Raw genomic sequence first — 26,584 nt, 5'->3', positions numbered from 1 at the left:
GGCGTTTCGTTCACGGCTGTCAACAAATTCACGCAAAATTTTCGCCAGATCATTCATTATTAAATTTTATACCGAAGGTTACTGAGGCTTTGGTGTATGCTAGAAGGACTCCCATTGGTACTGTTGCTCCTTGGTGCAGTCGCCTTCATCATTCTGGCGACGGCCAAGTTGAACCTCCACGCGTTCCTCGCGTTGCTCATCGCCGCCTACGGGACGGGGCTGCTCGCCGGGCTCGACCCGACAGAGGTTGCCTCACTCGTCACCGAAGGGTTCGGTGGCGTCCTCGCCTACATCGGCGTGGTCATCCTGGCGGGGACGATTATCGGCATCATCCTAGAACGGACGGGTGCGGCAATCGTCATCGCAGAGAGCATCTTAGACCTCATTGGCGAGGAACACACGACCACAGTCATGGCCATCACGGGCAGCGTCGTGAGCATTCCCGTGTTCTGTGACTCCGGGTTCATCATCCTCTCCGGGCTGAACCGGTCGCTCGCAGAGCGGTCGAAACTCTCCCTTGCGACGCTCGGTGTCGCGCTCGCAGGCGGGCTCTACGCCACGCACGTCTTCGTGCCGCCAACGCCCGGCCCGATTGCCGCCGCCGGGATTCTCGGTGCAGACATCGGCCTCGTCATGATTGCCGGAATCCTCGTCTCGGTGCCAGTGACGCTCGTCGCCGCAAAGTGGGCGTCAACGGTTGCATCAAAATACCACATCGACCCGAACCCGGACATGACCATCGAGGATATCAAGGCCGAATATGGGCGGCTCCCCTCGAAAGCAGCGTCGTTCGCACCGCTGCTCGTCCCCATCGTGCTCATCACGCTTGGGAGCATCGCGGCCTACCCGGAAGCAGAGAATCCGGCGTTCATCACCGGAACTGCACAGTCCGCACTGCTGTTCCTCGGTGACCCGGCCGTTGCGCTCCTCATCGGCGCGTTTGTCGGGTTTGCCATCGTCCCCGACTACTCAGAAGACGTCACGAGCGAGTGGGTCGGCGACGGCATCAAAAACGCCGCCATCATCCTCGCCGTGACCGGCGCGGGCGGTGCGTTCGGGACAGTGCTCAAAGCCCTCCCACTCAAGGGCTTCATCGGTGACACCTTCGGCGGCCTCGGGATCGGTCTCGTCGCCGCGTTCATCATCGCCGCCGCGCTCAAGTCCGCGCTTGGCTCCTCGACCGTCTCCATCGTCACGACGGCGGGCCTCATTGCGCCACTGCTTCCCGAACTCGGCCTCGCTACGACGTGGGGGCGCGTGTTCGCCGTCCTCGCAATCGGCGCGGGGAGCATGACCGTGAGCCACGCGAACGACTCCTACTTCTGGATAATCAAGGAGTTCACCGACATGAAGACGGCCACGGCGTATCAGGCGTGGACGCTCGCAACGCTCGTGCTCGGGGTAACCAGCATCCTCTGGATTCTCGTGCTCAGAAATATCGTCGCCGTGGCGCTTTAAGCGTCGACGACGACGATTCGCAGGTCGTTTACGTTCGTCCCCGTCGCGCCAGAGTGCAGGTGTGCACCCGCCTTGGCGAGCAGGGGATACACGTCATTTTCTCGCAGTGCGTTCGCGCCAGCAGCGCGGTCGGCTATCGTGTCCGTATCGACAATCGCGCCCGCAACGTCGGTTGCGCCGTCGATACCGTCTGAATCGACCGCGGCCACCGTGATGCGTTCGGCATCGAGTTCGAGCGCCGCGCTCACGCAAAACTCTTGGCTCGGGCCGCCCTCGCCATCGCCGTGCACTGTCACGGTGCATTCGCCGCCTGCCAGAAGGACGGCGGGTGCAGAAAGTGGATTGCCGGTCGCAAGCACTTCCTCTGCGACAGCGACGTGCGATTTCGCGGCCTCGCGTGCCTCGCCACGGATGCTTGAGGAAAGAATAAGCGGCGTGAAGCCACGAGCTTCAGCCACCTCGCTTGCGGCTGAGAGCGCCGTGAAGTTGTCCGCGAGGATGTGGTTCGAGACGCGGTCGAAAATCGGGTCGCCAGCCTGCGGGGTTTCCGCGAGGGTGCCGTTCGCACCGCGTTCAAGGTGGCTTTGCACGGCGTCTGGAACCGACACGTCGTACTCGGAGAGCACAGAGAGGGCCTCTTCGTAGGTGGAATCATCTGGAACCGTCGGGCCGCTGCCGATAACCGAGAGGTCGTTGCCAACGACGTCCGAGAAGATGAGCGAGACGACGGTCGCGGGCGCGGCGATGCGGGCGAGTTGCCCGCCTTTGAGCGCAGACAGATGTTTTCTGACGGCGTTGATTTCGTGGATGGTCGCCCCCGATTCGAGCAGCGCGTTGGTGGTTGCTTGGAGGGCTTCGAGCGAGATACCCTCGGCGGGCGCAGGGAGCAACGCGCTCGCGCCACCCGTAATGACCGCAAGGACGAGCGTCGATTCGTCTGCGTTGGCGGCAGCATTGCGGACGACCGTTGTGCCGTCAACGCCGCGCTGGCTCGGTACGGGGTGGTCGCCGCGATGAACGGTCACGCGGTCGGTTTCTGTTGGGTCGTCGGTGACCACGACGCCGCCAGCGAGTCGGTCGTCCAAGATGGGTTCGAGCACGGACGCGACGTGGGCGGCCGCGTTGCCGCCGCCGAGAACCACGATTTTCCCAATGTCGGTGAGGTCGTAGGCTTCGCCCGCAATCGTGAGTGTATCACCGTCTATTGAGACCGAGTCGCGGATGACCCGGCGTGGGTGGGCGGCTTCGATGCCTGCTTCGAGGCTGTCGAGTGCGACGGTTCGCGCCGTTGTCGTGGCGTGTGCCGACCGATTATCGAACACGAGCGCTCCCTTTCCGTAGCATGATTGTGTGCCTTTTTTCGTGGAGTTGTATGTGCGTTTCTGTGTCCGCAGCATTCGAGATTGGTGGCGAGAAGGGTAATGTGACCCCGACACCTACGAAACGTGATGGTACGCGCTCAGGTTGCGACCGGACTGTTCGTTCTCCTCGTCGTCCTTGCAGGCTGTCTCGGCGGGTTTGGTGGCGGCGACGCGACGCCCACAACAACCGCAGCGGAGACGACGACGGCGCCGACGGCGAGTGGCACGCTTGCTATTCACTATCTCAATGTCGGGCAGGGCGATAGCACACTCATCGTCGGCCCGGAAGGCGAAACCGTGCTCATCGATACGGGTGATTTCAAAGACGACGGTGAACACGTCATTGCCTACCTCAAAGCGCAGGGCATCACGCGCCTTGACGCACTCGTTTCGACGCACGCGGACGCAGACCACATCGGCGGCAACGCCGCAGTCATCGAATACTTCGAAACCGAAGGCGAAGGCGTCGGCGCGGTGTACGACTCCGGTATCGTCGCTTCGACGGCCACCTACGACCGCTACCTCGACGCCGTAGAGGAGTACGACGTTCCGCTCTACCAGACGCGGGCTGGCGATACGATCCCGATGGCAGGCGTCGAAATTTCGGTGCTCAGCCCGCCAGAAGGCTACCTCGCAGATGACGACCGAAACGAGAACAGCATCGTTCTCAAGGTCACCCACGGCGCGAACAGCGTACTCCTTCCGGGTGACGCAGAGCGCGAAGCCGAGGCGTATCTCGTGGAGGCCTACAATCTCGATGTGACGGTGTGGAAAGCGAGCCACCACGGCAGTTCGACCAGCAACAGCCCTGCACTGCTCGACGAAGCAACGCCCGCCGTGTCGGTGATTTCGAGCGATTACGACTCGCGTTACGGCCACCCACATCAGGAGATTATCGACCGCTTTGCCGCCCGCGACATCACGACGTTTTGGACGGCGACCCACGGGAACGTGGTCATGGAGAGCAATGGTACTGCACTCACCGTGAAAACCCAGCGTGCCGCGCCGACCGCCGCTGCGGACCTACGGAACGCTGCGCCAGTCTCACCCGGGCTAGACGCGCCCGTTGAAACCCGCCTCGTGGTTCGCGGTGATGAGGCAATCGCCGTCGGAGAAACACCGACGACGACCGAAGTCACGCCCGATGGCGGCGTCTCGCTGGTGGTGAAACAGGTGCACGCTGACGCCGCAGGGCGGGATGGTGAGAATCTGAACGACGAGTATCTCGTCTTCGAGAATACGGGCTCTGAACCACTCTCGCTCGCCGGGTGGACGGTGCGCGACGAAGCGGGCAAGACGTACACGTTCTCCGAGTTGACGCTCGACCCGGGCGCGACGGTGACGCTCCACACCGGTTCGGGCACGGATTCCGACACCGACCGCTATTGGGACGCTTCCGGGCCGGTGTGGAACAACGACGGCGATACGGTTACTGTCACGGACGACGAAGGTACCGTCGTAGTGGAGGTAACTTACTGATGGTCACAGACGGCACGTACACCGCAGTTATCGACCGAATCGAAGACGCACACGCGGTGTTACTCATCGAAGAAGCGGGGCGAGACGTAGACGAACTCGTGATACACGAGTCGAAACTCCCCTTCGAGCTGCGCGAGGCGAACCTTGTCGTCCACATCGCCCTCGAAGGCGGCGTGGTAAAATCAGTAACAGCGGACGACGAAGCGACCGACGAACGGATGGAAGACGCCCAGAGTCGGTTCGACCGGCTGGCACAACGGCCACCCGAGTCAAAAGAGCCCTGAGCCGCTAGCGCGTCGAGTGTAACCCAACGGCGTTGCCTTCTGAGTCGCGCAGCACGCCGTAGAAGCCCTCGTCACCGAGCGAAGTTTTTGGTGTGAGCACCCGGCCACCTGCGCGTTCGACCTTCGAGAGAGCGTCGTTGATGTCGCCGTCGACGTGAAGGTAGATTCGAGTGCCGTTTTCTGCGGGTTTCACGTCTCTGCGCTGGGTGAGCGCGCCGCTCACGCCACCCGAAACGGGAAAGAGTGCGTGGGGAACCCCACGCATGTTGGTTACTTGCAGGTCGATTGTGAGGACGGTCGTGTAGAACGTCACAGCCCGGTGTATGTCCCGTACCGGAATCTCGAACCAGGTGATTGTACTCCCGGTTTGCGTCATCATACGCTGTAGGTGAGAGTCGAGAATAACCCTCTCGCAGACGTTACAGGAGACCGAACTGATTTGCGAGAAGCACGACGAGCGACACCACCCCAAGAGCGATGGCGACGAGCACGAACAACAGCCCAGCACTTGCGAGTAACAGATACCGTTCGTCTGCGACCGCCCCGGTGGCGTCGCCTCGCCGGGCTTCGAGCAGGGCGACGTTGCGCGCGTTTGCCTTCCACACCGCGTCGAACACATCGCCGACCACGGGAATCGACCCAAAGAGGGCGTCTACGACGAGGTTCACGACCATCCGCCCGAGCGTCGCCCGCGGGACGCCGATAGAGGCGGCTTCGAAAACAATGTACACCGACAGCGCGGTCGTCGGCAGGTCGCCTGCGACGGGGAGCATGCCGACGATTGGGTCAAGCCCGATGCGGTAGTTCGTCCCCGGGACACGAACCGAGTTGTCGAGTAGCGTGCTCAGCGAGCGAAGCGTGTCGAGTCGCTCTTCAGTTCGCTCTTCTGGGGTTTGTCTCACAACCGAGAGAACACTGGCCGGGGCTTTCTGTGTTGTTGTGCTCAGACGGCGCGGCGGTACTGTTTCGGCCAGTCGGCTTCCTCGCCGAGTTCTTCTGCGGCGTGCAGCGCGAAGTACGGGTCACGGAGGTGTTCTCGGCCGATGATGGCGAGGTCTGCCCGCCCGTTTCTGATGAGGGCGTCTGCTTGCTTTGCGTCCGTAATCCCGCCAACCGCGCCGACGAGCGTGTCGGTGGCTTCGCCAACGCGCTCTGCGAACGGCACCTGATAGTTCGGGCCGGTCTGGGGGATTTGTTGGTCGGGGTGGAGGCCGCCCGCGCTCACGTCGATGAGGTCTGCGCCGTCTGCGGCGAGCAACGGCGCGAGACGCACCGAGTCGTCGAGCGTCCACGAGTCACGCTCAGGGAGCCAGTCGGTCGCGGAGATGCGCACGAACAGTGGCTTGTCGTCAGGCCACACCTCGCGGACGGCGCGGGTCACCTCGCGGGTGAGGCGAACCCGATTCTCGAAACTCCCGCCGTACTCGTCCTCGCGCTGGTTGCTCGCGGGGGAGAAGAACTCGTGGAGAAGGTAGCCGTGCGCTGAGTGGACTTCCGCGATGTCGAACCCGGCATCGAGGGCGAGTTTTGCGGAGGTTGCGAACTGCGCTTTCACGTCCTCGATGTCGTCAGCCGTCATCTCACGGGTACGCGGCGCATCGTCGCGTGGATACGGGCCGCTCGGCGCGAGCGTCTCCCACCCGCCGTCGTCGGGTTGGAGGCCGTTCCCACCCTCGAACGGCGGGGCGTGGCTCCCTTTTCGTCCGGCGTGAGCGAGTTGGATGGCGGGAACCGCACCCTGTGACCGGATGAACTGGGTGACGGGCGCGAGCGCGGCTGCGTGTGCGTCACTCCAGAGACCGAGGTCGTCCGGTGAAATGCGACCCACAGGGGAGATGGCGGTTGCTTCTGACATGACGATACCTGCGCCGCCGGTCGCGCGGCTTCCGAGGTGCACCATATGCCAGTCGGTTGCGAGACCGTCTCCGTCAGCGGAATATTGGCACATCGGCGACACCATGATTCGGTTTCGGGCAGTGGTTTTTCGGATCGTGAGCGGATCGAAGAGATGTGACATACCTGGTGTAGGGCAGTTTGACGTAAAGGGGCGCGTATGGTGGAGGTGCTTGCCGACTCGGGCAATGAGCAGGCGTTCCTGGCCGGTATCACAACCCACTGGTGAGTGGGTGTGAGATAAGGTATCGTGTCGTCATCATCGACATCCGACGAGCACCTCTTTCGCGGATATGCAGGTCGGATGCTCCTCACTGTCTCGCTTGGGTGGGCGTTACTTCAGCTTGGCAGAACCCTTCTTTCGCCGCTTCTCCCAGCAATTCTCGTCGACCTCAGCATGTCAGAGGCGACCGCGGGCGTCGCGCTCGCGCTGTTTCAGGGCGTCTATGGCATTGCCCAGTATCCGAGCGGAGCGTATTCGGACACGTGGAGTCGTACGGCGCTCATTTTGCCCGGTTTGGGGCTGCTCATCGTCGGTTTCACCGTTTTCGGCCTCGCCGGTGGACTTTTTGCGTTTTTTGCCGCCTCGATTCTCATTGGCTTCGGGAAGGGGTTGTTCGCAACGCCCTCTCGCGCGCTCGTCTCAGACCTGTTCGTCGCAAATCGTGGGCGCGCGCTCGGCGTCTACGCGGCGGGCACCGACCTCGGCGGCTTGCTGGCGTCGGGAATCGCCATCATCGTGCTCACGTACGCGACGTGGCGTGCGCCGTTCGTCCCAATCGCGATCGGACTCGCCGTGCTCGGCGTGCTCTACTGGTCGTGGACGAAAGAGGAGTACACCGTCGGCGAGAAACGCCTCAACGTAACCGGAACGCTCTCTGAATTGGTCGAGCGCCCTGACCAGCGCGTGACGCTCGTCGCCTTCTCGCTGTTTTACTTCATGGTCGGCGGCTTCATCAGCTTCTTCCCAACCTATCTCACCAACGCAAAGGGCTACCCCATCTCGCTCGCAAGTGCGACGTTCGCTATCGTATTCCTCGTCGGAATCGGAATCAAACCAATCGCGGGCGGCCTCAGCGACCGATTCCCCCGTCGGCTAATTTCGATGGCGGGCCTCCTACTCGCGGCGGGGGCGATGACGCTGCTCATCTTCGCTAACTCCCTGCCGGTCGTCGTCGGGAGCGTCGCGCTGTTGGCGCTTGGCTACAAGACACAGTTTCCCCTCGCAGACGCCATCATCATGGACAGCGCGCGAGCGGGCGAACTGGGCGCAAACCTCGGGGCGGCGCGCGCGCTGTTCCTCATCGCAAATGCGCTTGGTCCGGCGTACGTCGGCATCGTCGCAACCTACGCGAGCTACGCGGCGGCGTTCGGCGGCTACGCCGTCTGCCTGCTCATCGCCGCAGGACTGCTCTACTGGGGTGGCGAAAAATAGCGTCCGGAAATGTGCACACCGACACTATTGAATACACGTGGCTCTGTAACAACCCACATGGACGGACCGAACCCATTTGGTGCCATTCGCGAGTTTGAGCACGATGGCACTACTTACAAAATGGCAGACCTCACAGTTCTTGACGACGAGGGTATCTGTGACACGTCTCGCCTGCCCGTTAGCATCCGAATCCTCCTCGAATCTGTCCTCCGTAACGTAGACGGCGACATGATTACCGAAGAAGACGTGCGAAACGCCGCGTCGTGGGCCCCAGACGTCCCGGACGTTGAAGTGCCGTTTACGCCGTCTCGCGTCGTTCTGCAAGACCTGACCGGCGTCCCTGCCGTCGTGGACCTCGCCGCACTCCGCTCTGCGGTCGAGCGAAAGGGCAAAGACCCGAAACTCGTCGAGCCGAGCGTCCCCATCGACCTCGTCATCGACCACAGTGTGCAGGTCGACTTCTACGGCTCTGAGGAAGCCTACGAACAGAACGTCGAACTCGAATACGAGCGTAACGCAGAGCGCTATCGCGCGCTCAAGTGGGCACAGCAGGCCTTCGACGGCTTCCGCGTCGTCCCACCGGGAACCGGGATTGTCCACCAAGTTAATTTAGAGTACCTCGGTCAGGTCGTCCACGACCGCGAGCAAGACGGCGACGACTGGCTCCTGCCCGACACCCTCGTCGGCACCGACAGCCACACCCCAATGATTGGCGGCATCGGCGTCGTCGGCTGGGGTGTCGGCGGCATCGAGGCCGAAGCCGCGATGCTCGGCCAGCCAATCACCATGAAACTCCCCGAAGTCGTCGGGGTTCGCCTGACGGGCGCGCTCCCAGAAGGCGCAACCGCGACGGACCTCGTGCTTCACGTCACCGAAGACCTCCGCGAGGTCGGCGTGGTTGACCGCTTCGTCGAGTTCTTCGGCCCTGGCGTGGGGAACCTCACCGTCGCAGACCGTGCGACCATCTCGAACATGGCCCCCGAACAAGGCTCGACCATCAGCGTCTTCCCGGTTGACGACGCGACGCTCGACTACCTCGAACTCACGGGCCGCGACCCAGAGCACATCGAACTCGTCAAAGAGTATCTGCAGGCGCAGGGTCTCTACGGCGAGCAGGAACCCGAATACACGGAAGTCGTCGAAATCGACCTCACTGCGATTACGCCAAGCCTCGCCGGCCCAAAGCGCCCGCAAGACCGCGTCTCGCTGCCGGACATGAAGCGTCACTTTCGGGCACTCGTCCACGGCGAGTTTGAGGACGAACTCCACGAAATCGACGAAGAGCAACTCGCTCGCTGGCTCGGTGAGGGCGGCTTCGACGACGAGCCGCGCACGAAACCCGCAGACTTGCCCGACGTGGGTGAACTCTCGAAGAAAGTACCGGTCACGATGCCAGACGGTACGGAGACGGAGATTGGCCACGGCTCGGTCGTCGTGAGCGCAATCACGAGTTGTACGAACACCTCGAATCCGTCAGTGATGATTGCCGCCGGACTGCTCGCAAAGAACGCCATCGACCGCGGCCTCGAAGTGCCGTCGTTCGTGAAGACGAGCCTCGCACCCGGCAGCCGCGTTGTGACGGCGTACCTCGAAGCCTCCGGCCTGTTGCCGTACCTCGAAGAACTCGGCTACAACGTCGTCGGCTACGGCTGTACGACGTGTATCGGGAACGCCGGGCCGCTCCCTGAGCCAATCGAGAACGCCATCGACGCCCACGATCTGTGGACGACCTCGGTGCTCTCTGGCAACCGCAACTTCGAAGCGCGCATCCACCCGAAGGTTCGTGCGAACTATCTCGCCAGCCCGCCGCTCGTGGTCGCCTACGGCCTCGCAGGGCGGATGGACATCGACTTAGAGACGGACCCACTCGGAACGGACGACGAGGGCGACCCAGTCTACCTCGCAGACCTCTGGCCGGGCGTCGACGAGATTCAGACGGCCATCCAAGAGAGCGTCGCCCCGGAGATGTTTAAAGAGAAGTACGCAGACGTATTCAAGGGCGACGAACGCTGGGAAGCGCTCGAAGCCCCGACCGGCGACGTGTACGACTGGGACAGCACCTCGACGTACATCCGCGAACCGCCGTTCTTCAAGGACTTCCCGCTCGAAAAGCCGGGCGTCCAAGACATCGCAGACGCGCGCTGTCTCATGCTCCTCGGCGACACCGTGACGACAGACCACATCAGCCCGGCCGGGCCGTTCAGTTCGAACCTCCCGGCTGGTCAGTGGCTCATCGACCAAGGCGTCGAACCGGTTGACTTCAACACCTACGGCTCCCGCCGGGGGAACCACGAAGTCATGATGCGCGGGACGTTCGCGAACGTCCGCATCGAAAACGAGATGCTGGACGACGTTGAGGGCGGCTACACCATCCACCATCCGACGAACGACGAGACCACCGTGTTCGACGCGAGCGGGCGCTACCGCGAGGACGACACGCCACTCATCGTCATGGCCGGCGTCGAGTTCGGGACGGGTTCCTCGCGTGACTGGGCCGCCAAGGGGACTGACCTGCTCGGTATCCGCGCGACCATCGCAGAGAGCTACGAGCGTATCTACCGCGACAACCTCGTCGGCATGGGCGTCCTGCCGCTGCAGTTCCACGACGGCGACGGCTGGGACAGCCTCGGCTTAGACGGCGACGAAGTATTCACCATCAGCGGCCTCGACGACGGCCTCGAGGTGAAAGACGAACTCACCGTCACCGCAGAGCGCGCCGACGGTTCGACTCTTGAGTTCCCCGTCACCGCACAGGTCGGCACGCCTGCCGCGGTCAAGTACGTCGAAAACGGCGGCATCCTGCATCTCGTGCTCCGCCGCCTGCTCACGCAGAACTGAAGCGGTTAGTGACGCTCGCCTCGCGGTAAGCGCCACGGCTTCCCGCATGAGGGCCGCCGTGTCGGCGTTCACGCCGCGGCCGACGGCACTTCGGTTTGCAGATCCATTTTGCGATGGTTCTGCGTGCGCGCTCTTTAGCCGGTGTCAAGCGCTACCGAGTAGCTGTGTGAGTCCAACGGTTTCTGCAAATATCCACCCCACGAACAGCAGATAAAAGACGAGGAGGATGTACGCTTCGAGACTAGAGAGCGAGAGGTCTGTTCGCAGGAAGGTGAACAGTATCACGGTCACGACGGTCAGTACTGCAATCATCGGTACTGCGACCGCAAAATCAATACTGACAGTGCCAACGATGAGCACCCCAATTGGGATGGCGACGAGCAGGTCGAACGTGTTTGACCCAAAGACGTTTCCGAGGCTGGTTACACCCCGCCCGGCCTGCGCTGAGCGAACACTCACGAGGAGGTCTGGCAGGCTGGTTGCCGCCGCGAGGATGGTCACGCCAGCGAGGAAGTCGGGGACGCCGAACGTCTGGCCAGCCGATTCGATTCCGCTAACGAGCAGTTCAACGGCGATGAGGATGACCAGGAGGCCGAGGAGTAATCGTCGCCACTCGTGACGGACAGCGATTCCCTCGCGTTCGACTCCGGAGTCGTAGTCTGAAACGTCTTGCCACTGAATGAACAGATACAATCCATACAGCAACAGCGGAATCAGGGCGAGGAGCCGTGTGAGTTCTCCGACCAACGCACCGGCGGTTGGAACCGGTTCGTAGATTACGGCGAGTGCCAGTGTCAACACGAACACAGCCACGGCAACCATGTAAAACAGCGCCTCTTTGTAGACAATCGCGCGACCGGCTTCGAGGTCCTGGTCGGAGAGGATGTTCGATGCGGCCGGGATGACGAGAATGTTGAAGATTGCAGACCCGACGATGGCCCCGACCCCCATGTCGAACACGCCGGAGAGCGCAGTGAAGACCACGCTGGCGAGTTCCGGAAAACTTGAACCCACTGCAACGACGACGGAGCCTTGCACGACGGCAGGAAGCCCGTAGTACGCTGAAAGTCGCTCGGCTGATTCTTCGAACCACTGGCTCCCGAACCAGGTGACGACGGTTCCCGCGAGGATTGCGACGGTGGCGATGCCCGGGGCGTCCGGAGGCACTAAGTCGAGAACCATTCGTTCAGACTATTCAACAGTGGCAGAATGAAACCACCGGTGTATCTGTCGGTCCGAGGGCGAACCCAATCGCCAAAATACGACAGTCACATGGAATATATAAGTAGGACAAGGGAGACACTTCATAGAATGAGACATTTGGGGCTCAAAGTTCGAATGGCGGTTGCGGGAACCATCCTGTTCGCCTTCTACATGGTGATTGCGACGATTGCGTGGAGCATGACGGGGTCGATTGCCCTCGTCGCGGTGCTCAGTTTGCTGCTCGTCGCCGGCCAGTACAAACTCGGCAAGTGGCTCGCGGTGCGCAGCGTCGGTGCAAAAGACCTCCCAGAAGACCGCTTTGCGGACATCCACCGCACGACTGAGCGCCTGAGCGACGATATGGACATCCCGAAGCCCCGACTCATGTACGCCCAGATGGGGTCGCCAAACGCCTTCGCGGTGGGCCGGAAAGGCAGCGGCACTGTCGTCATCAGCACCGAACTCATGCAGCTGCTCGACGACGACGAACTGGAGGGCGTCATCGCCCACGAACTCGCGCACATCATGAACCGTGACGTGGTGACGATGGTGCTCGGGCAGTCCGTCGCGATGCTCATCGGTTGGGGCGTCTACTTCCTCGTGCGCCAGGTCGCAGACGGCATTTTCGGCTGGGTTCTCGCGTGGATTGCGAGCATCATCGCCAACATGCTCGTCATGATATTCGTACTCGTCATCTCGCGAGTGCGAGAGTACGCCGCAGACGAGGACGCAGCCTACTACACCGGGAATCCAGAGGCGCTTGCCAGTGCGCTTGCGAAACTCGGGCACGTCAACAACCAAGTTGAGGAGACGAGAATTGACGACAGTGTGAGCGCGATGTGCATCTTCGGCGTCCAGAAGGGCCTGTTCGCGTCGCTGTTTGCGACGCACCCGCCAATCGAAAAGCGGATTCAGCGGCTTCGACAGTAACAATTTTTCGCGGCCTGTCTCCGCGCTAACGTTTTTCCACCGGGAAGGAGTAGTGCAGTGTAGTGACTGCTTCGACCATTTGGCCCCCGCGAACCGACTCCGCCCAGCTCGAAGACCTCGTGCTGACGGTTACGCGTTCGGCCGACGACCGAAAAACGCGGCCCGTCCACGCGCCCTACTCGGATGAGGAAATCGGGTCGGTTCCCGACTGCACAGCCGAGGACGTGGAACTCGCCGTCTCACGCGCTCGGAACGCACAAGAAGAGTGGGCCGCCCGCGAGGTGAGCGAGCGGGTGACCATCCTCACCCGCTATCACGACATGGTGCTCTCGCGCCAAGACGAATTGCTCGACATGATGCAACTCGAAAGCGGGAAAGCCCGCCGCGACGCCGTAGAGGAGGTACTCGACGTGGCGAACAACGCCCGCCACTACGCCAACCGCGCAGAAAGCTATCTCGCAGACGAGAAGCGAAAAGGCGGCTTTCCGGTGCTCACGAAAGCCCACCAGTATCGCCACCCGGTCGGCGTCGTAGGCGTTATCTCGCCGTGGAACTATCCGCTGACGCTCGCGGTTTCTGACGCGATTCCTGCGCTCCTCGCCGGGAACGCAGTGGTTCTCAAACCAGCCGAAGAAACGCCCTTTACTGCGCTTCTCGCCGTGAAACTGCTCCGCGAGGCGGGCGTCCCGCCGAACGTGGTTCAGGTCGTGACCGGTTCGGGAAAGGAACTCGGGCCGCCCCTCATCGATTCAGTAGATTTCGTCCAGTTCACCGGGAGTACCGAGACGGGCCGCAAGGTTGCAGAGCAGGCAGGACGCAATCTCGTTCCGTCGTCGCTCGAACTCGGCGGCAAGAATCCGATGGTCGTCTTCGACGACGCCGACATGAAATGGGCAGTAGACGGGGCGATTCGCGGCTGTTTCACCAACGCCGGACAACTCTGTCTCTCCTTCGAGCGCCTCTACATCCAATCTGGCGTCTACGAGCAGTTCCGCGACGAACTCGTGAACAGAACGCGCGGCCTCCACCTTGCGGCGGGTTACGACCACGACGCAGAGGTCGGGTCGCTGATGGGCAAAAAGCAGTTGTCGAAAGTGCGAACGCACGTCGATGATGCGGTCGAGAAGGGCGCGAGGCTCCTCACCGGTGGGCGTCATCGCCCCGACCTCGGGCCGTATTTCTACGAACCGACCATCCTCGAAGGCGTCACCGACGAGATGCTCGTCGCCCAAGAAGAGACGTTCGGGCCGGTCGTCACGCTTCGGTCGTTTCGCAGCGACGAGGAGGCAATCGAGCTGGCAAACGATTCCGACTACGGATTGAACGCAGCTGTCTGGACTGAGGATACAGCACGCGGCCGGGAAGTTGCGCGTAACATCGAGTGTGGCACAGTCAACCTGAACGACCCGTACACCGCCGCGTGGAGCTCTGTAGATGCGCCGATGGGCGGGATGAAGCAGTCGGGACTGGGACGACGACACGGCGACGAAGGCTTCCTCAAATACACCCAAACCCAGACAGTTGCAGAACAACGCATCCACCCGATTGCGCCGCCGCGTCGGGTTCCAACGCGCCTCTACGCGAAAGGAATGAGCGCGATTCTGAAACTCATGCGGCGCATTCCGGGGCTTCGGTGAGCTAATGACCCACATTTTCTTTACGGGCTTTCCCGGTTTTCTCGGAACTGCGGTGCTCGAACGATTGCTCGCAGAAACTGACGAAGAGACCACTGTCACCTGCCTCGTCCAGCCGAAATTCTGGAAAAAGGCAGCGCGTCGCCTGCCAGTCGTGGCGGCGTGGGCAGAAACGAGTCCCGAACGCGTGTCGCTCGTCTCGGGCGACATCACCGACGAGAATCTCGGGCTGGACGACGTCGAGGCCCTTCATGAATCGGTCGATGAAGTGTTCCACCTCGCCGCCGTCTACGACCTCGGCGTCTCGCGTGAGGTCGCATGGGCAGTGAACGTAGCCGGGACGAAAAATGTCCTTTCGTTCGCACAGGCGGCGGACGCAGACCGGTTCCACTATGTCTCGACGTGTTACGTGAGCGGTCGCCACGAAGGTATTTTCGAGGAAACCGACCTCGACGTGGGCCAATCGTTCAACAATCAGTACGAGGAATCGAAGTTCGAGGCGGAAGTGGCCGTCCAGCAAGCGATGCGTCGGGGACTGGCGACGACCATCTACCGGCCTGCCATCGTCGTCGGCGACAGCGACACGGGCGGTACGCAGAAGTTCGACGGGCCGTACTACCTCCTGCAGTGGATGCTCCGGAGGCGAAAGCGCGTCGTCCTCCCCGTCGTTGGCAACACCGGTCGGGCGGAGGTGAACCTCGTCCCTCGCGACTTTGTTGCGGAGGCGATTGCGCACTTGAGTCAGCTGGAAGAATCGAAAGACACCGTGTATCAGCTCTGTGACCCAGACCCTCCAACGGCGGCCGAGGTGCTCTCAGCGTTCGAGACGGCGACAGATCGGAGCCTGCTCCAGATTCCCATGCCGAAAGTCGTAGTGCAAAATGCGCTTGACTACGTGCCGGGCGTGTATGATTTGTTCAAAATTCACCCGGCGGTGATTGATTACTTCGACCACCCAGCAAGCTACATCTGCCCGAATACGGTGCGGGATTTACACGGCTCCGGCATCGAGTGCCCACCGCTCGTGACCTACGCCCCAGCGCTCGTCTCGTTCATGCAGAAACATCCCAAATTGGGCTGGGACGCGATGGTCTAAACTGCTCATACAACAAGCGTTAACCTCGGCTGTCGAAGACGTTTTTACATGTCTGCTGCACGTGACAGTTTTCGAACGGGGGTCATCGATTGCATCCCACTCATGCTCGGCGTCATCCCGTTTGGGCTTATCGCGGGCGTCGCCGCCGTCAGCGCCGGGATTCCGGCAGTGCACACGGTTGGCATGTCCGTCATCATCTTCGCGGGCGCGTCGCAACTCGCCGCCATCGAACTCATTGGCCAAGACGCACCGGCGCTGGTTATCGTTCTCACCGTCCTCATCATCAATCTCCGGATGATGATGTACAGTGCCTCGCTTGCACCGCACTTCCAGAAGTTAAACGAACGATGGAAGGTGTTGCTCTCGTACATCCTCACAGACCAGGCGTTTGCGGTCTCGATTATCAAGTTCGAACAAAGTGAGGTCAAGAAACACTGGTACTACTTCGGGGTGGCCATCACCCTCTGGATTGTCTGGCAAATCGCCACCATCGTGGGCATCGTCGTCGGGACGAGCATCCCCGCTGAGTGGAATCTTGGCTTCACCGTCCCGCTCATTTTCCTCACGTTGTCCATCACCGCGATGAAAGACCGCCCGTCGATTGCAGCGGGCGTCGGCGGTGGTGTGATTGCCGTTGTTGGTGCAGGACTTCCATTTAACCTCGGCTTGCTCATTGGCTCGCTCTGTGGCATCGCAGCCGGACTCATCGTCGCAGAGGGGGGAAACTAAATGCCGACGACAATCGATCCGTTGTTGCTCTGGGTCATCATCATCGCCGCAGGCGTTGGCACATTCTTCATCCGCCTGTCGTTCATCCAACTGTTTGGACAGCTCGATGACCTTCCACCGCGTGCAGAGCGCGCGCTGTCGTTCGTTCCAGCGGCAGTACTCGCCGCGCTTGTCCTCCCGAGTTTCGTCCTCGTCGATGAATCGCTCGCGCTCACCCTCGGCAACGAGAAGCTGCTCGCGGGCATCGTAGCTGGGGCGGTCGCGTGGCGCACCGAAAATATGGTGGCGACGATTGTAACCGGGATGGGCGTGCTCTGGACGCTCACGTTCGTGCTCTAACCTGTCACAACAGCTAAACCACTCACCTCAGTAGCCACGGACAATGGCAGACGAACCGATATCAGTTGGGCCTGAGCCGAACTGGATTGTCGCTGGCTTCGGCCTCGTCGGGGCTGGCCTTGGCGCCGTTGGCCTGCTCGGAACCCTCTTACTTGGACAGTTTCTCGGTTCGATATTCAGACTCGTTGCGGTCGCCGTAATTCTCCTCTCAGGGCCGGTACTCGCGTTCGTGTATGGGTTGTGGAGTGGAGAAACAGCCCCACTCACCGTTGGGTGGCGAACTGTCGCTGGCTACCTCCTTTGTGGACTCCTCGGCGTGTTCATCCTCTCGCTCGGTGGGGGGCTTCCGGTCATCCAACTCGGTATTGGTGTGATTGCTTTCTCGCTTCCTATAGGCGTCGTCGGTGCTGGTGTAGCGCATCTGGCGCACCGTGCGCAATAAAAAAGTGCGTCTCAGCAGTAGGCGGCGGTCGCGTACACGGTGCCGTCTGCGGTGATGCGCACGCCAACGCCAACCGAGCGAGCGTTATCGAGGCCGATGTACTCTGCGTCCGTCGTGGTGTTCATCCACCGGTTTACGATTGCGGTGGCGACAGCCTGTTCATCCGGGTTGATGCGCTGTTCGCCGTTTACCGTGTAGTAAGAACCAGCAGTGGTTTTCCCGATACTTTCTGCCCCCCGGTGGTAGTACCCCTTCGAGTCGTCTAAGATTTTACACCGCTCGTAGAGTTCGTATTTGCGGTAGCGGTCTTCGACCGTTTCACCGCTCGGTGACTCGTGGGCGTAGTAGCCGTCGGTCGCCATGTCGGTGCTGTGGTACAGCGCCATCTCGGTTAACTCGTCTTCGAAGCGAAGCTCGCTACTCGATTGGTCTGCCCGCTCTGCGTTGATTCCCTCGTAGACGAGCACTGCGACCTTCGTCTCGTTAAACGAGTCGGGATCGGTCTCCGGCACTGCCGTGGTTTGGGTTTCTGCAGGCGTTTCGGTGGCCTGTTGTGTTTGTTCTGTGTCACCCGTTTGTGTCTGCGTGTTGTCTCCCCCAATGTCAACATCGTCGCCCTGATTCTTCGCAAGTTGCATCCCCAGCAACCCTCCAACCGCGAGGGAGGTAAACACGACAACCGCCAGTATGATGATAACGGCCTTGTTTACCATTGTCGATATATACGAAGAATAGATAGATTAACCTATCGGACGGTCAGGGTAAAATGACTATTTTATTGGATATAATGAAACGGTTCTCAAAAGTGGCCACCAGCACTCGAACATAGCAGCCGAATCAACTGACAAGAAACGTTTTCAGACAGGTTCACGCCACTCTCTACACTCAGTCAAATTACCCGTCACAGGTGTGGCTGAACCCCATAAAGCTAAAAATTTTGATAAGACGGAGTTAAGCGTCGGAACTGGGCAACGTCGTCGCAGTGAGAGTGTCTACGGCCTGCAACACGTCACCCGGGCTGACAACGCGTCCCTGCGCGCAACAGTCGCGGTAGGTCATGACCGCCTCGTTACCTGCGTAGTTTCGGGCCTCAAACGGCCGCTCTTCGACGATCAGCAAGCGCTCGGCTTCGGCAGCGAGTTCGAGATTCGCTTGGTTCCCAATCCCGATTTCCACGTCTGCGAGGACGGTCACATCGGCTTCGCGAACGTGAGTTCGTGCGGCAGCGACCGTTTCGTCACCGAGGGGTGCAAAGGGTTCTTCGACAACCGCTTCGAGGCCTAGCAACCGGGCGGTTTCGAGGTCTGAGTCACCCTCGTTGAGAACGCCAACGGTCACCCTGTAGCCCGCCGCCGCGAGGAGATACTGGAGGCGAGAACTCGTTCCCCCGCCACCAATAACGTGGACGTGAGCGTCCTGCTCGGTGGTCATTTCGGGGAGTGCCGTGACATACACGGAGTGGGTTACGGGATGGCGAGCAACGACAGCACGGGTGTCGAACGCGGTGGCGAGGGCGTCTTCGGTGAGCACGTCCTCTGGGGGTCCCGCGGCAAGCACCTGTCCGTCGCTGAGCAACAGCAGTTCGTCACAGTAGTGGGCGGCGAGGTTGAGGTCGTGAATCGCCGCGACGGCCGTTTTTCCCTCTTCGACCAATCCCGAGACGAGTTCGAGCGTTCGCACCTGATGGTTGATGTCGAGGCTCGCAGTTGGCTCGTCTAACAAGAGAACTGGAGTTTCTTGGGCGAGTGCACGGGCGAGGATGACGCGCTGTCGCTCACCTCCCGAGAGTTCATCCACGGTTCGGTCTGCAAACTCGGTGGTCTGGGTTCGAGAGAGGGCGCGGGAAACGGCCGTTGCGTCGTCTTCGGTTCGCCGGTCGAAGCGTGTTTTGTATGGGTTTCGCCCCATCGCAACCACTTCGCGGACGGGGAATGGAAACGCAACAGAGGTGTCCTGTGGAACCGTCGCCACCAGTTGGCTGACGGACTTTGCGGAGAGTTCGTGAATCGATTGGCCGTCGATGGTAACGGTCCCTGCGTCCGCTTCGATAGCGCCGTTCAGCACCCGTAGCAGCGTGGTTTTCCCCGCGCCGTTTGGACCGATGAGGCCGACAAATGCGCCTTCCTCGACGGCGGCCGAAATCGAATCGAGTACCGAAACATCGCCGTAGGAGACGGAGATGTCGTCGAGCGAAATCATAGTCGATGAACCTCCCGGCGGCGAAGGAGATAGAGGAAAAAGGGAGCACCCAGTGCGGCGGTCACGATGCCAACCGGAAGCTCTGCGGCACCTGCCCTCGCCACCGTGTCGGTCGCCACGAGGAACACGGCACCGGCGATGGCGCTCGTCGGCAACAGGATGCGGTGGTCGGGACCGACGAGCAGGCGCATGACGTGGGGGACGATGAGGCCGACGAACCCGATGACACCAGAGACGGCGACGGCGGCCGCGGTGACAATGCTCGCAACTGCGAGGAGGATGCGTTTCGTGCGCTCGACTTCGACGCCGAGTGAGTGGGCGTCCTCCTCGCCCATGAGCAGGATGTTCAGGTCACTCGTGTAGGCGAACAGAATCCCGACGCCGACGATGACGAACGGCAGGGTCGTCGTGACGCTCTCCCACGTGCTCGAATGCAGGTGGCCCATGAGCCAGAACACGGCTTCTCTGAGACCGTCACCGCTCTGGAGCAGGGCATAGGAGATGACCGCGCCGAGGAACGTCTGGACGGCGACGCCCGCGAGTAAGAGTGTGGCGACGGGCGTCCGACCGTTTTCGGTGGCGAGGATGTAGACGCCAAAGGCGGTGACGAGCGCGCCGACGAACGCCGAGAGCTGGAGACCGAAGGGAATCGTGAGCGGGAAGGCGATGGTAAGAACCGCGCCGAGCGCCGCACCCGAGGAGACGCCGACAATCGAGGGGTCGGCCATTGGATTGCGGAAAAAGCCCTGCATCACCGTCCCTGCGGTAGCGAGGGCGACGCCGACGATTGCCCCGAGCAGGATGCGCGGCAGGCGGAGTTTGAACACGATGGTTTCGCTCGTTTCGGGGACCGCAAATGTGACGAGCGGCCGTGTTGCGAGGTCGAACTCTATCCACGGAAGGCCCGCATTGGTGAGTGGGAGCGAAACAGCCCCCATGTGCATCGAGAAACCAGTTGGAACGACGAGCGTGTGTTGGAGGAGAATCTTCGCCACGACGAGCGGGTCGATCTGTACCGGACCCATGGCGGCGCTCACGAGAATGACACAGAAAAGCGCCACCAGTAGCCCTGAGACCCACGCGGAAAGACGAAGCTCCTGACGCATGTTTGAAAGCGTGCTTGCGTTAGATAAATACTTATTGTATAACCGGCGAGGGAGAAGTACGATGCACAAAAATCTCATGCGAATTTTCGCCGTCTTCGTGGTACTTCTCGCCGGGGTCGGCCCCGCGATGGCCGCGACACCGGGTACTGCGCACGCGATGACACAGGACTCCTGTCGCTTCCCATTCAGCGCGACAGATGCGACGGGAACCGAAGTCACCGTAGACGCGGAAGTCGAATCGGTCGTTGCGCTCCAACCGAGTGCAGCTCAGACAATGTGGGAAATTGGGGCCGAAGAGAAGGTCACGGGAATGCCTGTGAACTCCTACACAAGCGGCCTCGAAGGCGCTGAGTCTCGCGAAAACATCGTGGCCGAAGACCAGTTCACCGTGAACGTAGAGAAGGTCGTCGCCTTAGACCCTGACCTCGTGCTCGCGCCGAACATCGTCCCCGACGACACCGTGAGCAAACTCCGTGAGGCTGGCCTCACCGTCTACAAGTTTGAGTCCGCGTCCTCAATCGAATCTGTGTACGAAAAGACGCTCCTGACCGGCACCCTCGTCGGTGCCTGTGACGGCGCACAGGAGCGCGTTGACACGATGAAAGCACAGGTCGACACCATCGAACAGGCCACGGACGGCGAAGACAGACCGCGCGTGCTCTACCTGACCGGCGGATTTACGGCCGGGAACGGCACGTTCATCCACTCGCTCATCGAGCGAGCAGGCGGCCAGAACGTCGCAGCCGAGGCGGGTATTTCGGGCTACGCACAGATTTCAGACGAAATCGTCGCGGAGTACGACCCCGAGTTCATCGTCGTGGACACGGGCGTTCCAGAGCCCCGGATTCCAGAGCAAGAACCGTACACCAATACGACGGCCGTGAAAGAAGGTAACATCGTTGTCCTCGAAGCGAACGAACTCAACCAACCCGCCCCGCGCATCGTGAATCCGCTCACGCAGATGGCCAAAGCGTTCCACCCCGAAGCCTACGAGGCTGCGAACATCACCGAGACGGAAACGACTGCAGAGCAGACAGAAATGACCGACGACACGACGGAACAAGCAACAACGACCAGCACTGACGGCCCGGGCTTCGGCAGCACTGCCGCGCTCCTCGCGCTCGTTTGCGCCGCGCTGGTCGCTCTGCGTCGAACCTAATTTTCGCCCCCTTCTCGCAGGCTTTTCGACAACAGAAGGCGTTTAATCCGTGACCGCTGACTGAAGTGTATGGTCGAGAACGTCATCTGGCCCGCCTATCTCGATGCGGAACTCACGCGAAGCAAAGGGCGACGCGTCCCAGAAGACCTCGCCGTCACAGACCCCACGGTCGAGGAGATTGCGAAGGCCGTCCAACAAGTCGGTTACGACGCAGTCATCGAACGGAACAAAGCCTACTCTCGGGAGTTCGAAGAACGCGGTCGCGTCCTCGTGAAGAACGCAGACGACGCCGGAAAGAGCGACCTCGTCCAAGCCGTCGCCGTCTACGTCGGAGTCCTGCGCGAATGAAGCGCGTCGGTGAGGTCTCTCGAGTCGCACAGGGCCTCGCAATCGTGCGATTGCCCGGCGAGGAGCATCCGAACATCGGCACGGCCGTTGTAGACGAGAATCTGGACGAAGTCGGCCGCATCGTCGATGTGTTCGGCCCGGTTTCAAAGCCCTACGTCGCCATCTCTTCTGACCGTCGCCCGGCGACGCTCATCGGCGTGAAACTCTACGCCCGGTAGCGAAACGGAAAAGGCGGCGGCTCACAACGGTTCGGTATGGAACACCGTTCGCGGATGTATCTCGCAACCGCCGCGACAGTCGGCATCTTTCTGCTCGTGCAGGTGGGCGCGCTCGCGCTCGTCCAACCGTTCGACTCGGCTGGCTATCAGGCGGTCGAGAACCCCGACGACCCGACGAACAGTCTCGTCTATCTCGCCGCCATTCTCGTCGCCACCGGCGTCATGTTGCTCGCCTTTAAACTCGACTTGACGTGGGTGATTCGCGGCCTCATCGTGTTTTCGAGTTCGCTCGTCTCGCTCTATGTCTTCACCATTCTCATCCCACCCGTCGTGACCATGACGATTGGCGGCAGCGTGGTGAACGTCCTCCCGTTCGTCGCCGCAGGCCTGCTCGGGATTCTCCTGCTTGCTCACCCCGAGTGGTACGTCATCGACGCGGTCGGCATCGTGATGGGCGCAGGCGCGGCTGGACTCTTTGGAATCAGCTTCGGCCTCCTGCCCGCAATCGTGTTGCTCTCTGCACTCGCCATCTACGACGCCATCAGCGTCTACGGCACCGAACACATGCTCACGCTCGCAGAGGGCGTGATGGACATCAAAGTCCCCGTCATCCTCATCATCCCGCTCACGCTCTCGTATTCGTTTCTCGCGGAGGGTGCGGGCGACGGAGTGACCGAGGATGAGGAGGACGGCGTGGAAGCTGACGCAGAAGAGCGCGAAGAACCAGCAGAAGACGATGGCTCTCGGGACGCCTTCTTTATCGGCCTCGGCGACGCCGTTATGCCCACCGTAATGGTCGCAAGTGCGGCCGTGTTCGCTCCCGCGCCGATGTTCGACCTCGGCGTGCTGACGCTGAATCTCCCCGCGCTCACGTCGCTCATCGGGACGCTGCTCGGGCTCCTTGTGTTGATGTTCATGGTGATGAAAGGTCGCCCGCACGCCGGGCTTCCCCTTCTCAACGGTGGCGCAATCGGCGGCTACTTGCTCGGAGCGCTCGTCAGCGGGATTTCGCTGGTGCAGGCGGTCGGACTGGCGTCGTATCTCTGATTATTCGCCGGTCAACGCCTGACTCGCAGGCGAAAACTCCATTTTGTCACCCAAGTTTTGCTCAACAGCTTTCTCGTAGAGCATCTGCGCCGCCGCGACGGTTTCGATGGCTGTACCGCCGCTGTCGAAGACGGTGATGTCCTCCTCGGATTCGCGGCCGGGAACCTGTCCGGCAACGACCTCTCCGAGTTCGGCGTAGATGTCGTCTTCGGTGACCGCGCCTTCTTCCATGGCGAGCAAGAACGACCCAGCGTCAGAGAGTGCCCGTGCACGGAGGTCGGGGACGTACTTCGCGCGCTGGATGGTCGTCGCGTCGAGTTCGCGCTTTTTCGGGTGGTACTGGCCCATCGCGGTGATGTGCGTCCCCGGCGAGAGAAGGTCGCCGTCGAAGACGGGTTCGTTGGCCTTCGTGGCGGTGATGACGATGTCTGCGTCCTCGACGGCGGCCGCGCTTGAGGCGACGGCGGCGACGGTGGCGTCGAGCCGTTCGTTGAACTCGGCGGCGAACGCTTCGCGGTTTTCTTTCGTGGGCGAGTAGACGTACACCGACTCGAGGTCGCGGACGAGTGCGGTGGCTTTGAGCTGGCCGCGAGCCTGTGCGCCGCTGCCGATGAGTGCAACGGTTTTTGCATCTTCGCGGGCGAGCGCATCGACGCCAACCGCCCCGACTGCACCGGTTTTGAATGGGTTGATGCTCGCGCCGTCAAGCAGGGCTTTCATCGCACCGCTTTCGACGTCAAACAGCGGGAGGACGAACTGGGCGTCGCGGTTGCCGAATCCGGCGGCGTACATGTAGCCGCCCATCGCGCCCATCTCGGGGAGGATGGTGAGGTAGCTCGTGAGTTTGCCTGGTGGGGAGTCGTTAAAGAGGCTCGTTCGTGGCTCCGCGGGCGCACCGTTGCCGCGCTCGCGGTAGCCCTCGCGGACGGCCGTGACGTACTCTTCGGGTGTTGCGAGACCGCTCAGTGCATCGCTCGGGAGAAATCTGACTGCGCCGCTCTCATGAGGCATAGCGGGGATTAGGGACTCTGTGTCTTAGGTGTGGTGACAGCAGAAAGTGTGACAGAAAAGACCGGAAAGGGAAAGAGAGCAGAGAGGGTGACGAGTGTTAGTCTGCAGAGCCGATTTTCGGCGGTCGTTCGGTGGTCGTCTGTGGTGTTGGTGTATCGACGGGCCCGTTTACGAACAGACCGTGTCCGATGAGGGCGACACTCACGAGTGCGGCGATTGAAACTGCGGTGGTGAGTTCAATGCCGGCCAGTGTGAGCAATGCGGTGATTCCCCCGAGAGATACAGGGATGAGACCAAGGATAATGTCGTAATAACCCGTCATAATCTGTTAGTAACAAGGGGAATCAGAGGGATAAGTGTTTCCCATAAGTGGGTGGTATTATTCGGAGAAGGTACTCTATACTGTTCTAGTAGGATTTTAAAATGATTTCTATAACTTATGGAAAGGTCCGGGAGCTTGAAAACCGAATCCCGGAACCTCGATACAGAACATTCGTGATAGTTGAAACACCGACTGGTTAAGACAGAATAAATATGTGTCTGAAAGTTGACGGCGAAAATTGGTCGATAGAATAGCGTCTTGTTGTGTGGGAACATAGCACAATGAGCGAGTACATCCACACAACACAGCGTACCTCGCTGTTACTGTCAGCTCGCACAATACAGATGGGTATGCCGGTGTCGCCCGGCACAACCTATCATCTGCCGATACCGACGACTTTTCAGCCTCGGCAAGCAATTGCCCGTTCAGTGAACCATAACGACCGGTCTATCGTTGGGCTCGTGATGGTCGCCCACGCGATGGTCCACACCTACGAACTCTCGGTCCCCATCCTGTTGCTCATCTGGATGGTCGAGTTCGGCGTGAACGAGGCAACCATCAGCCTCGTCGTCTCCGCTGGCTTCGCCCTGTTTGGTCTCGGCGCGCTTCCGAGCGGCGTCCTCGTCGATCGATTCGGTTCTGGCCCCCTCATCACCGCGTGCCTGCTCGGGATGGGCGGTTCCTTCTTGCTCCTCGGCCTTGCGCCGAACCTGCTCGTCGTCGCCGCTGCCCTCTTGGTCTGGGGTATCGCCGCGAGCGTGTATCACCCCTCGGGGCTCGCGCTCATCAGTCGTGGTGTCACCGAACGTGGCAGTGCCTTTGCGTACCACGGCATGGCGGGCAACCTCGGCATTGCTCTCGGCCCGCTCATCACCTCGCTGCTCTTGCTCGTCTACGACTGGCGCATCGTTGTTGGCCTGCTTGCGATTCCTGCTGGCATCGCCGCACTCTATGCCGCGCGCGTGAACGTCGATGAACGTGCCGCGGTTTCCGCAGACGGTGGCGAAAATGCAGACAGCGAACCCATCTCTTCTCTCGCCGAGTTCGTCTCAGAGTCGCGTGCGCTGTTCGTCGGCGGCTTCGCGCTCGTTCTCACGGTTGCCATGATGTCCGGGCTGTATTATCGTGGCTCGCTTACGTTTCTCCCCGCGCTCATCACGGAATTTCTCGGCTTCGACGGGGCGACTGTCACCCTCGCCGGATTCACCTTCGACATCGCGCGTGACGAGCTGAGTCGCTACGTCTACTCGGGGCTCTTGATGGTCGGGGTCATCGGCCAGTACACGGGCGGCAAGCTCACCGACCGCTTCCCCGTCGAATACGGCATCATGTTCGGATTCGGAGCGCTCGCACTCATCGCGTTGCTCATCGTCCCCGCCGCGAGCGCGGGCGTCATCCCGTTCCTGCTCATCGGGGTTGCCCTCGGCTTTACGCTGTTTCTCGTCCAACCAATCTATCAAGCAAGCATCGCAGAATACACACCCGCCGCGGCGCGCGGGCTTTCGTATGGCTACACCTACCTGTTCGTCTTCGGCGTGGGCGCGATTGGCGGTGTTATCGCGGGGACGCTTCTGACCTACTTCTCGCCAATGGTGTTGTTCACCGTACTCGCAGGGTTCGGTGCGATTGGCTCAACCCTCGGCTTCGTCCTCATCCGACGGTCTCAGGACGTGTAGGCCACGACCGTCCGGAACGGGACGAGGAGAACGAGGCCGACGAGAATCGAGACGATGACGAAGGCGATGGCGAAGCCGCCGGGGAACACTTCTGTCGCACGAAGCGCCTGCCCGATGAGCGCCGCGCCAACCCACGCACCGGCGGTTCGACCGATTGTGGATTTGAGGTCACGGCGGCTGCCGTCGTAGAGGCCAGCGAGGGGCGCGACGAGGAGCCAGCCGATGATGAACGGCGCGGCGGTCATAAGGAGGCCCTGCGTGCCGTGCTCTTGTTGACCGAGGAAAACGAACAGCGCGATGAGCGTCACATCACCGAGCGCGAGCAGAGCGGTACGCGGCGTTACAGCGACACGGGCGGAGGCGGTGTCACTCATGGC

27 protein-coding genes are annotated in these 26,584 nt (G+C 61.2%); 16 read left to right on the top strand and 11 right to left on the bottom strand.

Annotated elements, in window-relative coordinates:
- Positions 1-96: 96 nt before the first annotated feature.
- Positions 97-1,458: a GntP family permease gene (locus V5N47_RS14935; RefSeq protein ID WP_338728656.1), complete on the top strand. Its 1,362-nt coding sequence runs from the start codon at positions 97-99 to the stop codon at positions 1,456-1,458.
- Here the strand turns inward: V5N47_RS14935 and V5N47_RS14930 are convergent.
- Complete coding sequence (locus tag V5N47_RS14930) at positions 1,455-2,780, bottom strand: DUF4147 domain-containing protein (RefSeq protein ID WP_338728653.1); 1,326 nt, start codon at positions 2,778-2,780, stop codon at positions 1,455-1,457. The two genes, V5N47_RS14935 and V5N47_RS14930, sit on opposite strands and share 4 nt — an antisense overlap.
- Before the next feature lie 126 nt (positions 2,781-2,906).
- On the opposite strand from V5N47_RS14930, the gene V5N47_RS14925 reads away from it, so the two are divergent.
- Positions 2,907-4,298: a lamin tail domain-containing protein gene (locus tag V5N47_RS14925; protein WP_338728651.1), complete on the top strand. Its 1,392-nt coding sequence runs from the start codon at positions 2,907-2,909 to the stop codon at positions 4,296-4,298.
- The gene (locus tag V5N47_RS14920) at positions 4,298-4,582 is read left to right on the top strand and encodes a DUF3006 domain-containing protein (protein WP_338728650.1); all 285 of its coding nucleotides are present in this window, start codon (positions 4,298-4,300) and stop codon (positions 4,580-4,582) included. Before V5N47_RS14925 ends, V5N47_RS14920 begins: the two co-directional genes overlap by 1 nt.
- Positions 4,583-4,586: 4 nt before the next feature.
- Here the strand turns inward: V5N47_RS14920 and V5N47_RS14915 are convergent, their stop codons facing one another.
- From V5N47_RS14915 to V5N47_RS14905, 3 genes are read right to left on the bottom strand one after another with little or no spacing between them, the layout of a single operon-like run.
- Positions 4,587-4,961, bottom strand: coding sequence for a VOC family protein (locus V5N47_RS14915; RefSeq protein WP_338728649.1), 375 nt, complete (start codon positions 4,959-4,961; stop codon positions 4,587-4,589).
- A gap of 40 nt (positions 4,962-5,001) precedes the next feature.
- Positions 5,002-5,484 carry a DUF4112 domain-containing protein gene (locus tag V5N47_RS14910; protein ID WP_338728646.1) on the bottom strand — a complete coding sequence of 161 codons (483 nt, stop codon included), beginning with the start codon at positions 5,482-5,484 and terminating at the stop codon, positions 5,002-5,004.
- Positions 5,485-5,525: 41 nt separating this feature from the next.
- Entirely contained in the window at positions 5,526-6,599 is a 1,074-nt protein-coding gene (locus V5N47_RS14905) for an NADH:flavin oxidoreductase/NADH oxidase (protein ID WP_338728644.1), read from the bottom strand.
- A gap of 180 nt (positions 6,600-6,779) precedes the next feature.
- Between V5N47_RS14905 and V5N47_RS14900 the strand changes: the two genes are divergently transcribed.
- Both V5N47_RS14900 and acnA read left to right on the top strand, forming a co-directional pair.
- The gene (locus tag V5N47_RS14900; protein ID WP_338728642.1) at positions 6,780-7,910 is read left to right on the top strand and encodes an MFS transporter; all 1,131 of its coding nucleotides are present in this window, start codon (positions 6,780-6,782) and stop codon (positions 7,908-7,910) included.
- A 57-nt stretch (positions 7,911-7,967) separates the two neighbouring features.
- The gene (acnA, locus tag V5N47_RS14895; protein ID WP_338728641.1) at positions 7,968-10,748 is read left to right on the top strand and encodes an aconitate hydratase AcnA; all 2,781 of its coding nucleotides are present in this window, start codon (positions 7,968-7,970) and stop codon (positions 10,746-10,748) included.
- A gap of 144 nt (positions 10,749-10,892) precedes the next feature.
- Here the strand turns inward: acnA and V5N47_RS14890 are convergent, their stop codons facing one another.
- Positions 10,893-11,930 (bottom strand): sodium:calcium antiporter, encoded by a 1,038-nt coding sequence (locus V5N47_RS14890; RefSeq protein WP_338728640.1) that lies wholly within the window; start codon positions 11,928-11,930, stop codon positions 10,893-10,895.
- 129 nt (positions 11,931-12,059) lie between these two features.
- Between V5N47_RS14890 and V5N47_RS14885 the strand changes: the two genes are divergently transcribed.
- The 6 genes from V5N47_RS14885 (at position 12,060) to V5N47_RS14860 (ending at position 17,121) form a co-directional block, all read left to right on the top strand.
- A complete protein-coding gene (locus V5N47_RS14885) occupies positions 12,060-12,881 on the top strand; it encodes a M48 family metalloprotease (protein ID WP_338728638.1) in 822 nt (273 codons plus the stop codon).
- A 62-nt stretch (positions 12,882-12,943) separates the two neighbouring features.
- Entirely contained in the window at positions 12,944-14,518 is a 1,575-nt protein-coding gene (locus V5N47_RS14880; RefSeq protein ID WP_338728636.1) for a succinic semialdehyde dehydrogenase, read from the top strand.
- Between the two features lie 4 nt (positions 14,519-14,522).
- On the top strand, positions 14,523-15,611 hold the full coding sequence (locus V5N47_RS14875) for an SDR family oxidoreductase (protein ID WP_338728634.1): 1,089 nt from the start codon (positions 14,523-14,525) through the stop codon (positions 15,609-15,611).
- 48 nt (positions 15,612-15,659) lie between these two features.
- Positions 15,660-16,340 carry an AzlC family ABC transporter permease gene (locus V5N47_RS14870; protein ID WP_338728632.1) on the top strand — a complete coding sequence of 227 codons (681 nt, stop codon included), beginning with the start codon at positions 15,660-15,662 and terminating at the stop codon, positions 16,338-16,340.
- Positions 16,341-16,679 carry an AzlD domain-containing protein gene (locus V5N47_RS14865; RefSeq protein WP_338728631.1) on the top strand — a complete coding sequence of 113 codons (339 nt, stop codon included), beginning with the start codon at positions 16,341-16,343 and terminating at the stop codon, positions 16,677-16,679.
- 43 nt (positions 16,680-16,722) lie between these two features.
- Entirely contained in the window at positions 16,723-17,121 is a 399-nt protein-coding gene (locus V5N47_RS14860; RefSeq protein ID WP_338728630.1) for a hypothetical protein, read from the top strand.
- Between the two features lie 11 nt (positions 17,122-17,132).
- On the opposite strand, the gene V5N47_RS14855 is transcribed toward V5N47_RS14860, so the two are convergent.
- The 3 genes from V5N47_RS14855 to btuC form a co-directional block, all read right to left on the bottom strand.
- Positions 17,133-17,834 carry a CAP domain-containing protein gene (locus V5N47_RS14855; protein WP_338728628.1) on the bottom strand — a complete coding sequence of 234 codons (702 nt, stop codon included), beginning with the start codon at positions 17,832-17,834 and terminating at the stop codon, positions 17,133-17,135.
- Positions 17,835-18,072: 238 nt separating this feature from the next.
- On the bottom strand, positions 18,073-19,320 hold the full coding sequence (locus V5N47_RS14850) for a heme ABC transporter ATP-binding protein (protein ID WP_338728627.1): 1,248 nt from the start codon (positions 19,318-19,320) through the stop codon (positions 18,073-18,075).
- On the bottom strand, positions 19,317-20,426 hold the full coding sequence (btuC, locus tag V5N47_RS14845) for a vitamin B12 ABC transporter permease BtuC (RefSeq protein ID WP_338728625.1): 1,110 nt from the start codon (positions 20,424-20,426) through the stop codon (positions 19,317-19,319). The genes V5N47_RS14850 and btuC overlap by 4 nt, the downstream gene beginning before the upstream one ends.
- Positions 20,427-20,487: 61 nt before the next feature.
- Here btuC and V5N47_RS14840 point away from each other — a divergent pair, with 61 nt between their 5' ends.
- The 4 genes from V5N47_RS14840 (at position 20,488) to V5N47_RS14825 (ending at position 23,198) form a co-directional block, all read left to right on the top strand.
- Positions 20,488-21,585: a PGF-CTERM-anchored ABC transporter substrate-binding protein gene (locus V5N47_RS14840; RefSeq protein WP_338728624.1), complete on the top strand. Its 1,098-nt coding sequence runs from the start codon at positions 20,488-20,490 to the stop codon at positions 21,583-21,585.
- Positions 21,586-21,654: 69 nt separating this feature from the next.
- Positions 21,655-21,933: a signal recognition particle subunit SRP19 gene (srp19, locus tag V5N47_RS14835; RefSeq protein WP_338728623.1), complete on the top strand. Its 279-nt coding sequence runs from the start codon at positions 21,655-21,657 to the stop codon at positions 21,931-21,933.
- Entirely contained in the window at positions 21,930-22,151 is a 222-nt protein-coding gene (locus V5N47_RS14830) for a Gar1/Naf1 family protein (RefSeq protein ID WP_338728622.1), read from the top strand. Before srp19 ends, V5N47_RS14830 begins: the two co-directional genes overlap by 4 nt.
- Before the next feature lie 36 nt (positions 22,152-22,187).
- Entirely contained in the window at positions 22,188-23,198 is a 1,011-nt protein-coding gene (locus tag V5N47_RS14825; protein ID WP_338728621.1) for a presenilin family intramembrane aspartyl protease PSH, read from the top strand.
- Here V5N47_RS14825 and V5N47_RS14820 read toward each other — a convergent pair whose 3' ends face one another.
- Together V5N47_RS14820 and V5N47_RS14815 are read right to left on the bottom strand one after the other, a co-directional pair.
- A complete protein-coding gene (locus V5N47_RS14820; protein ID WP_338728620.1) occupies positions 23,199-24,209 on the bottom strand; it encodes an ornithine cyclodeaminase family protein in 1,011 nt (336 codons plus the stop codon).
- 97 nt (positions 24,210-24,306) lie between these two features.
- Positions 24,307-24,531 (bottom strand): hypothetical protein, encoded by a 225-nt coding sequence (locus V5N47_RS14815; RefSeq protein WP_338728619.1) that lies wholly within the window; start codon positions 24,529-24,531, stop codon positions 24,307-24,309.
- A gap of 428 nt (positions 24,532-24,959) precedes the next feature.
- Between V5N47_RS14815 and V5N47_RS14810 the strand changes: the two genes are divergently transcribed.
- The gene (locus V5N47_RS14810; RefSeq protein WP_338728617.1) at positions 24,960-26,207 is read left to right on the top strand and encodes an MFS transporter; all 1,248 of its coding nucleotides are present in this window, start codon (positions 24,960-24,962) and stop codon (positions 26,205-26,207) included.
- On the opposite strand, the gene V5N47_RS14805 is transcribed toward V5N47_RS14810, so the two are convergent.
- A complete protein-coding gene (locus V5N47_RS14805; protein WP_338728616.1) occupies positions 26,195-26,581 on the bottom strand; it encodes a DUF3054 domain-containing protein in 387 nt (128 codons plus the stop codon). The genes V5N47_RS14810 and V5N47_RS14805 overlap by 13 nt on opposite strands.
- Between the last annotated feature and the right edge of the window lie 3 nt (positions 26,582-26,584).

It is taken from the genome of Haladaptatus sp. DJG-WS-42, from assembly GCF_037198285.1.
GTDB lineage: Archaea > Halobacteriota > Halobacteria > Halobacteriales > Halococcaceae > QDMS2.
This window is presented reverse-complemented; position numbering and strand designations above follow the sequence as displayed.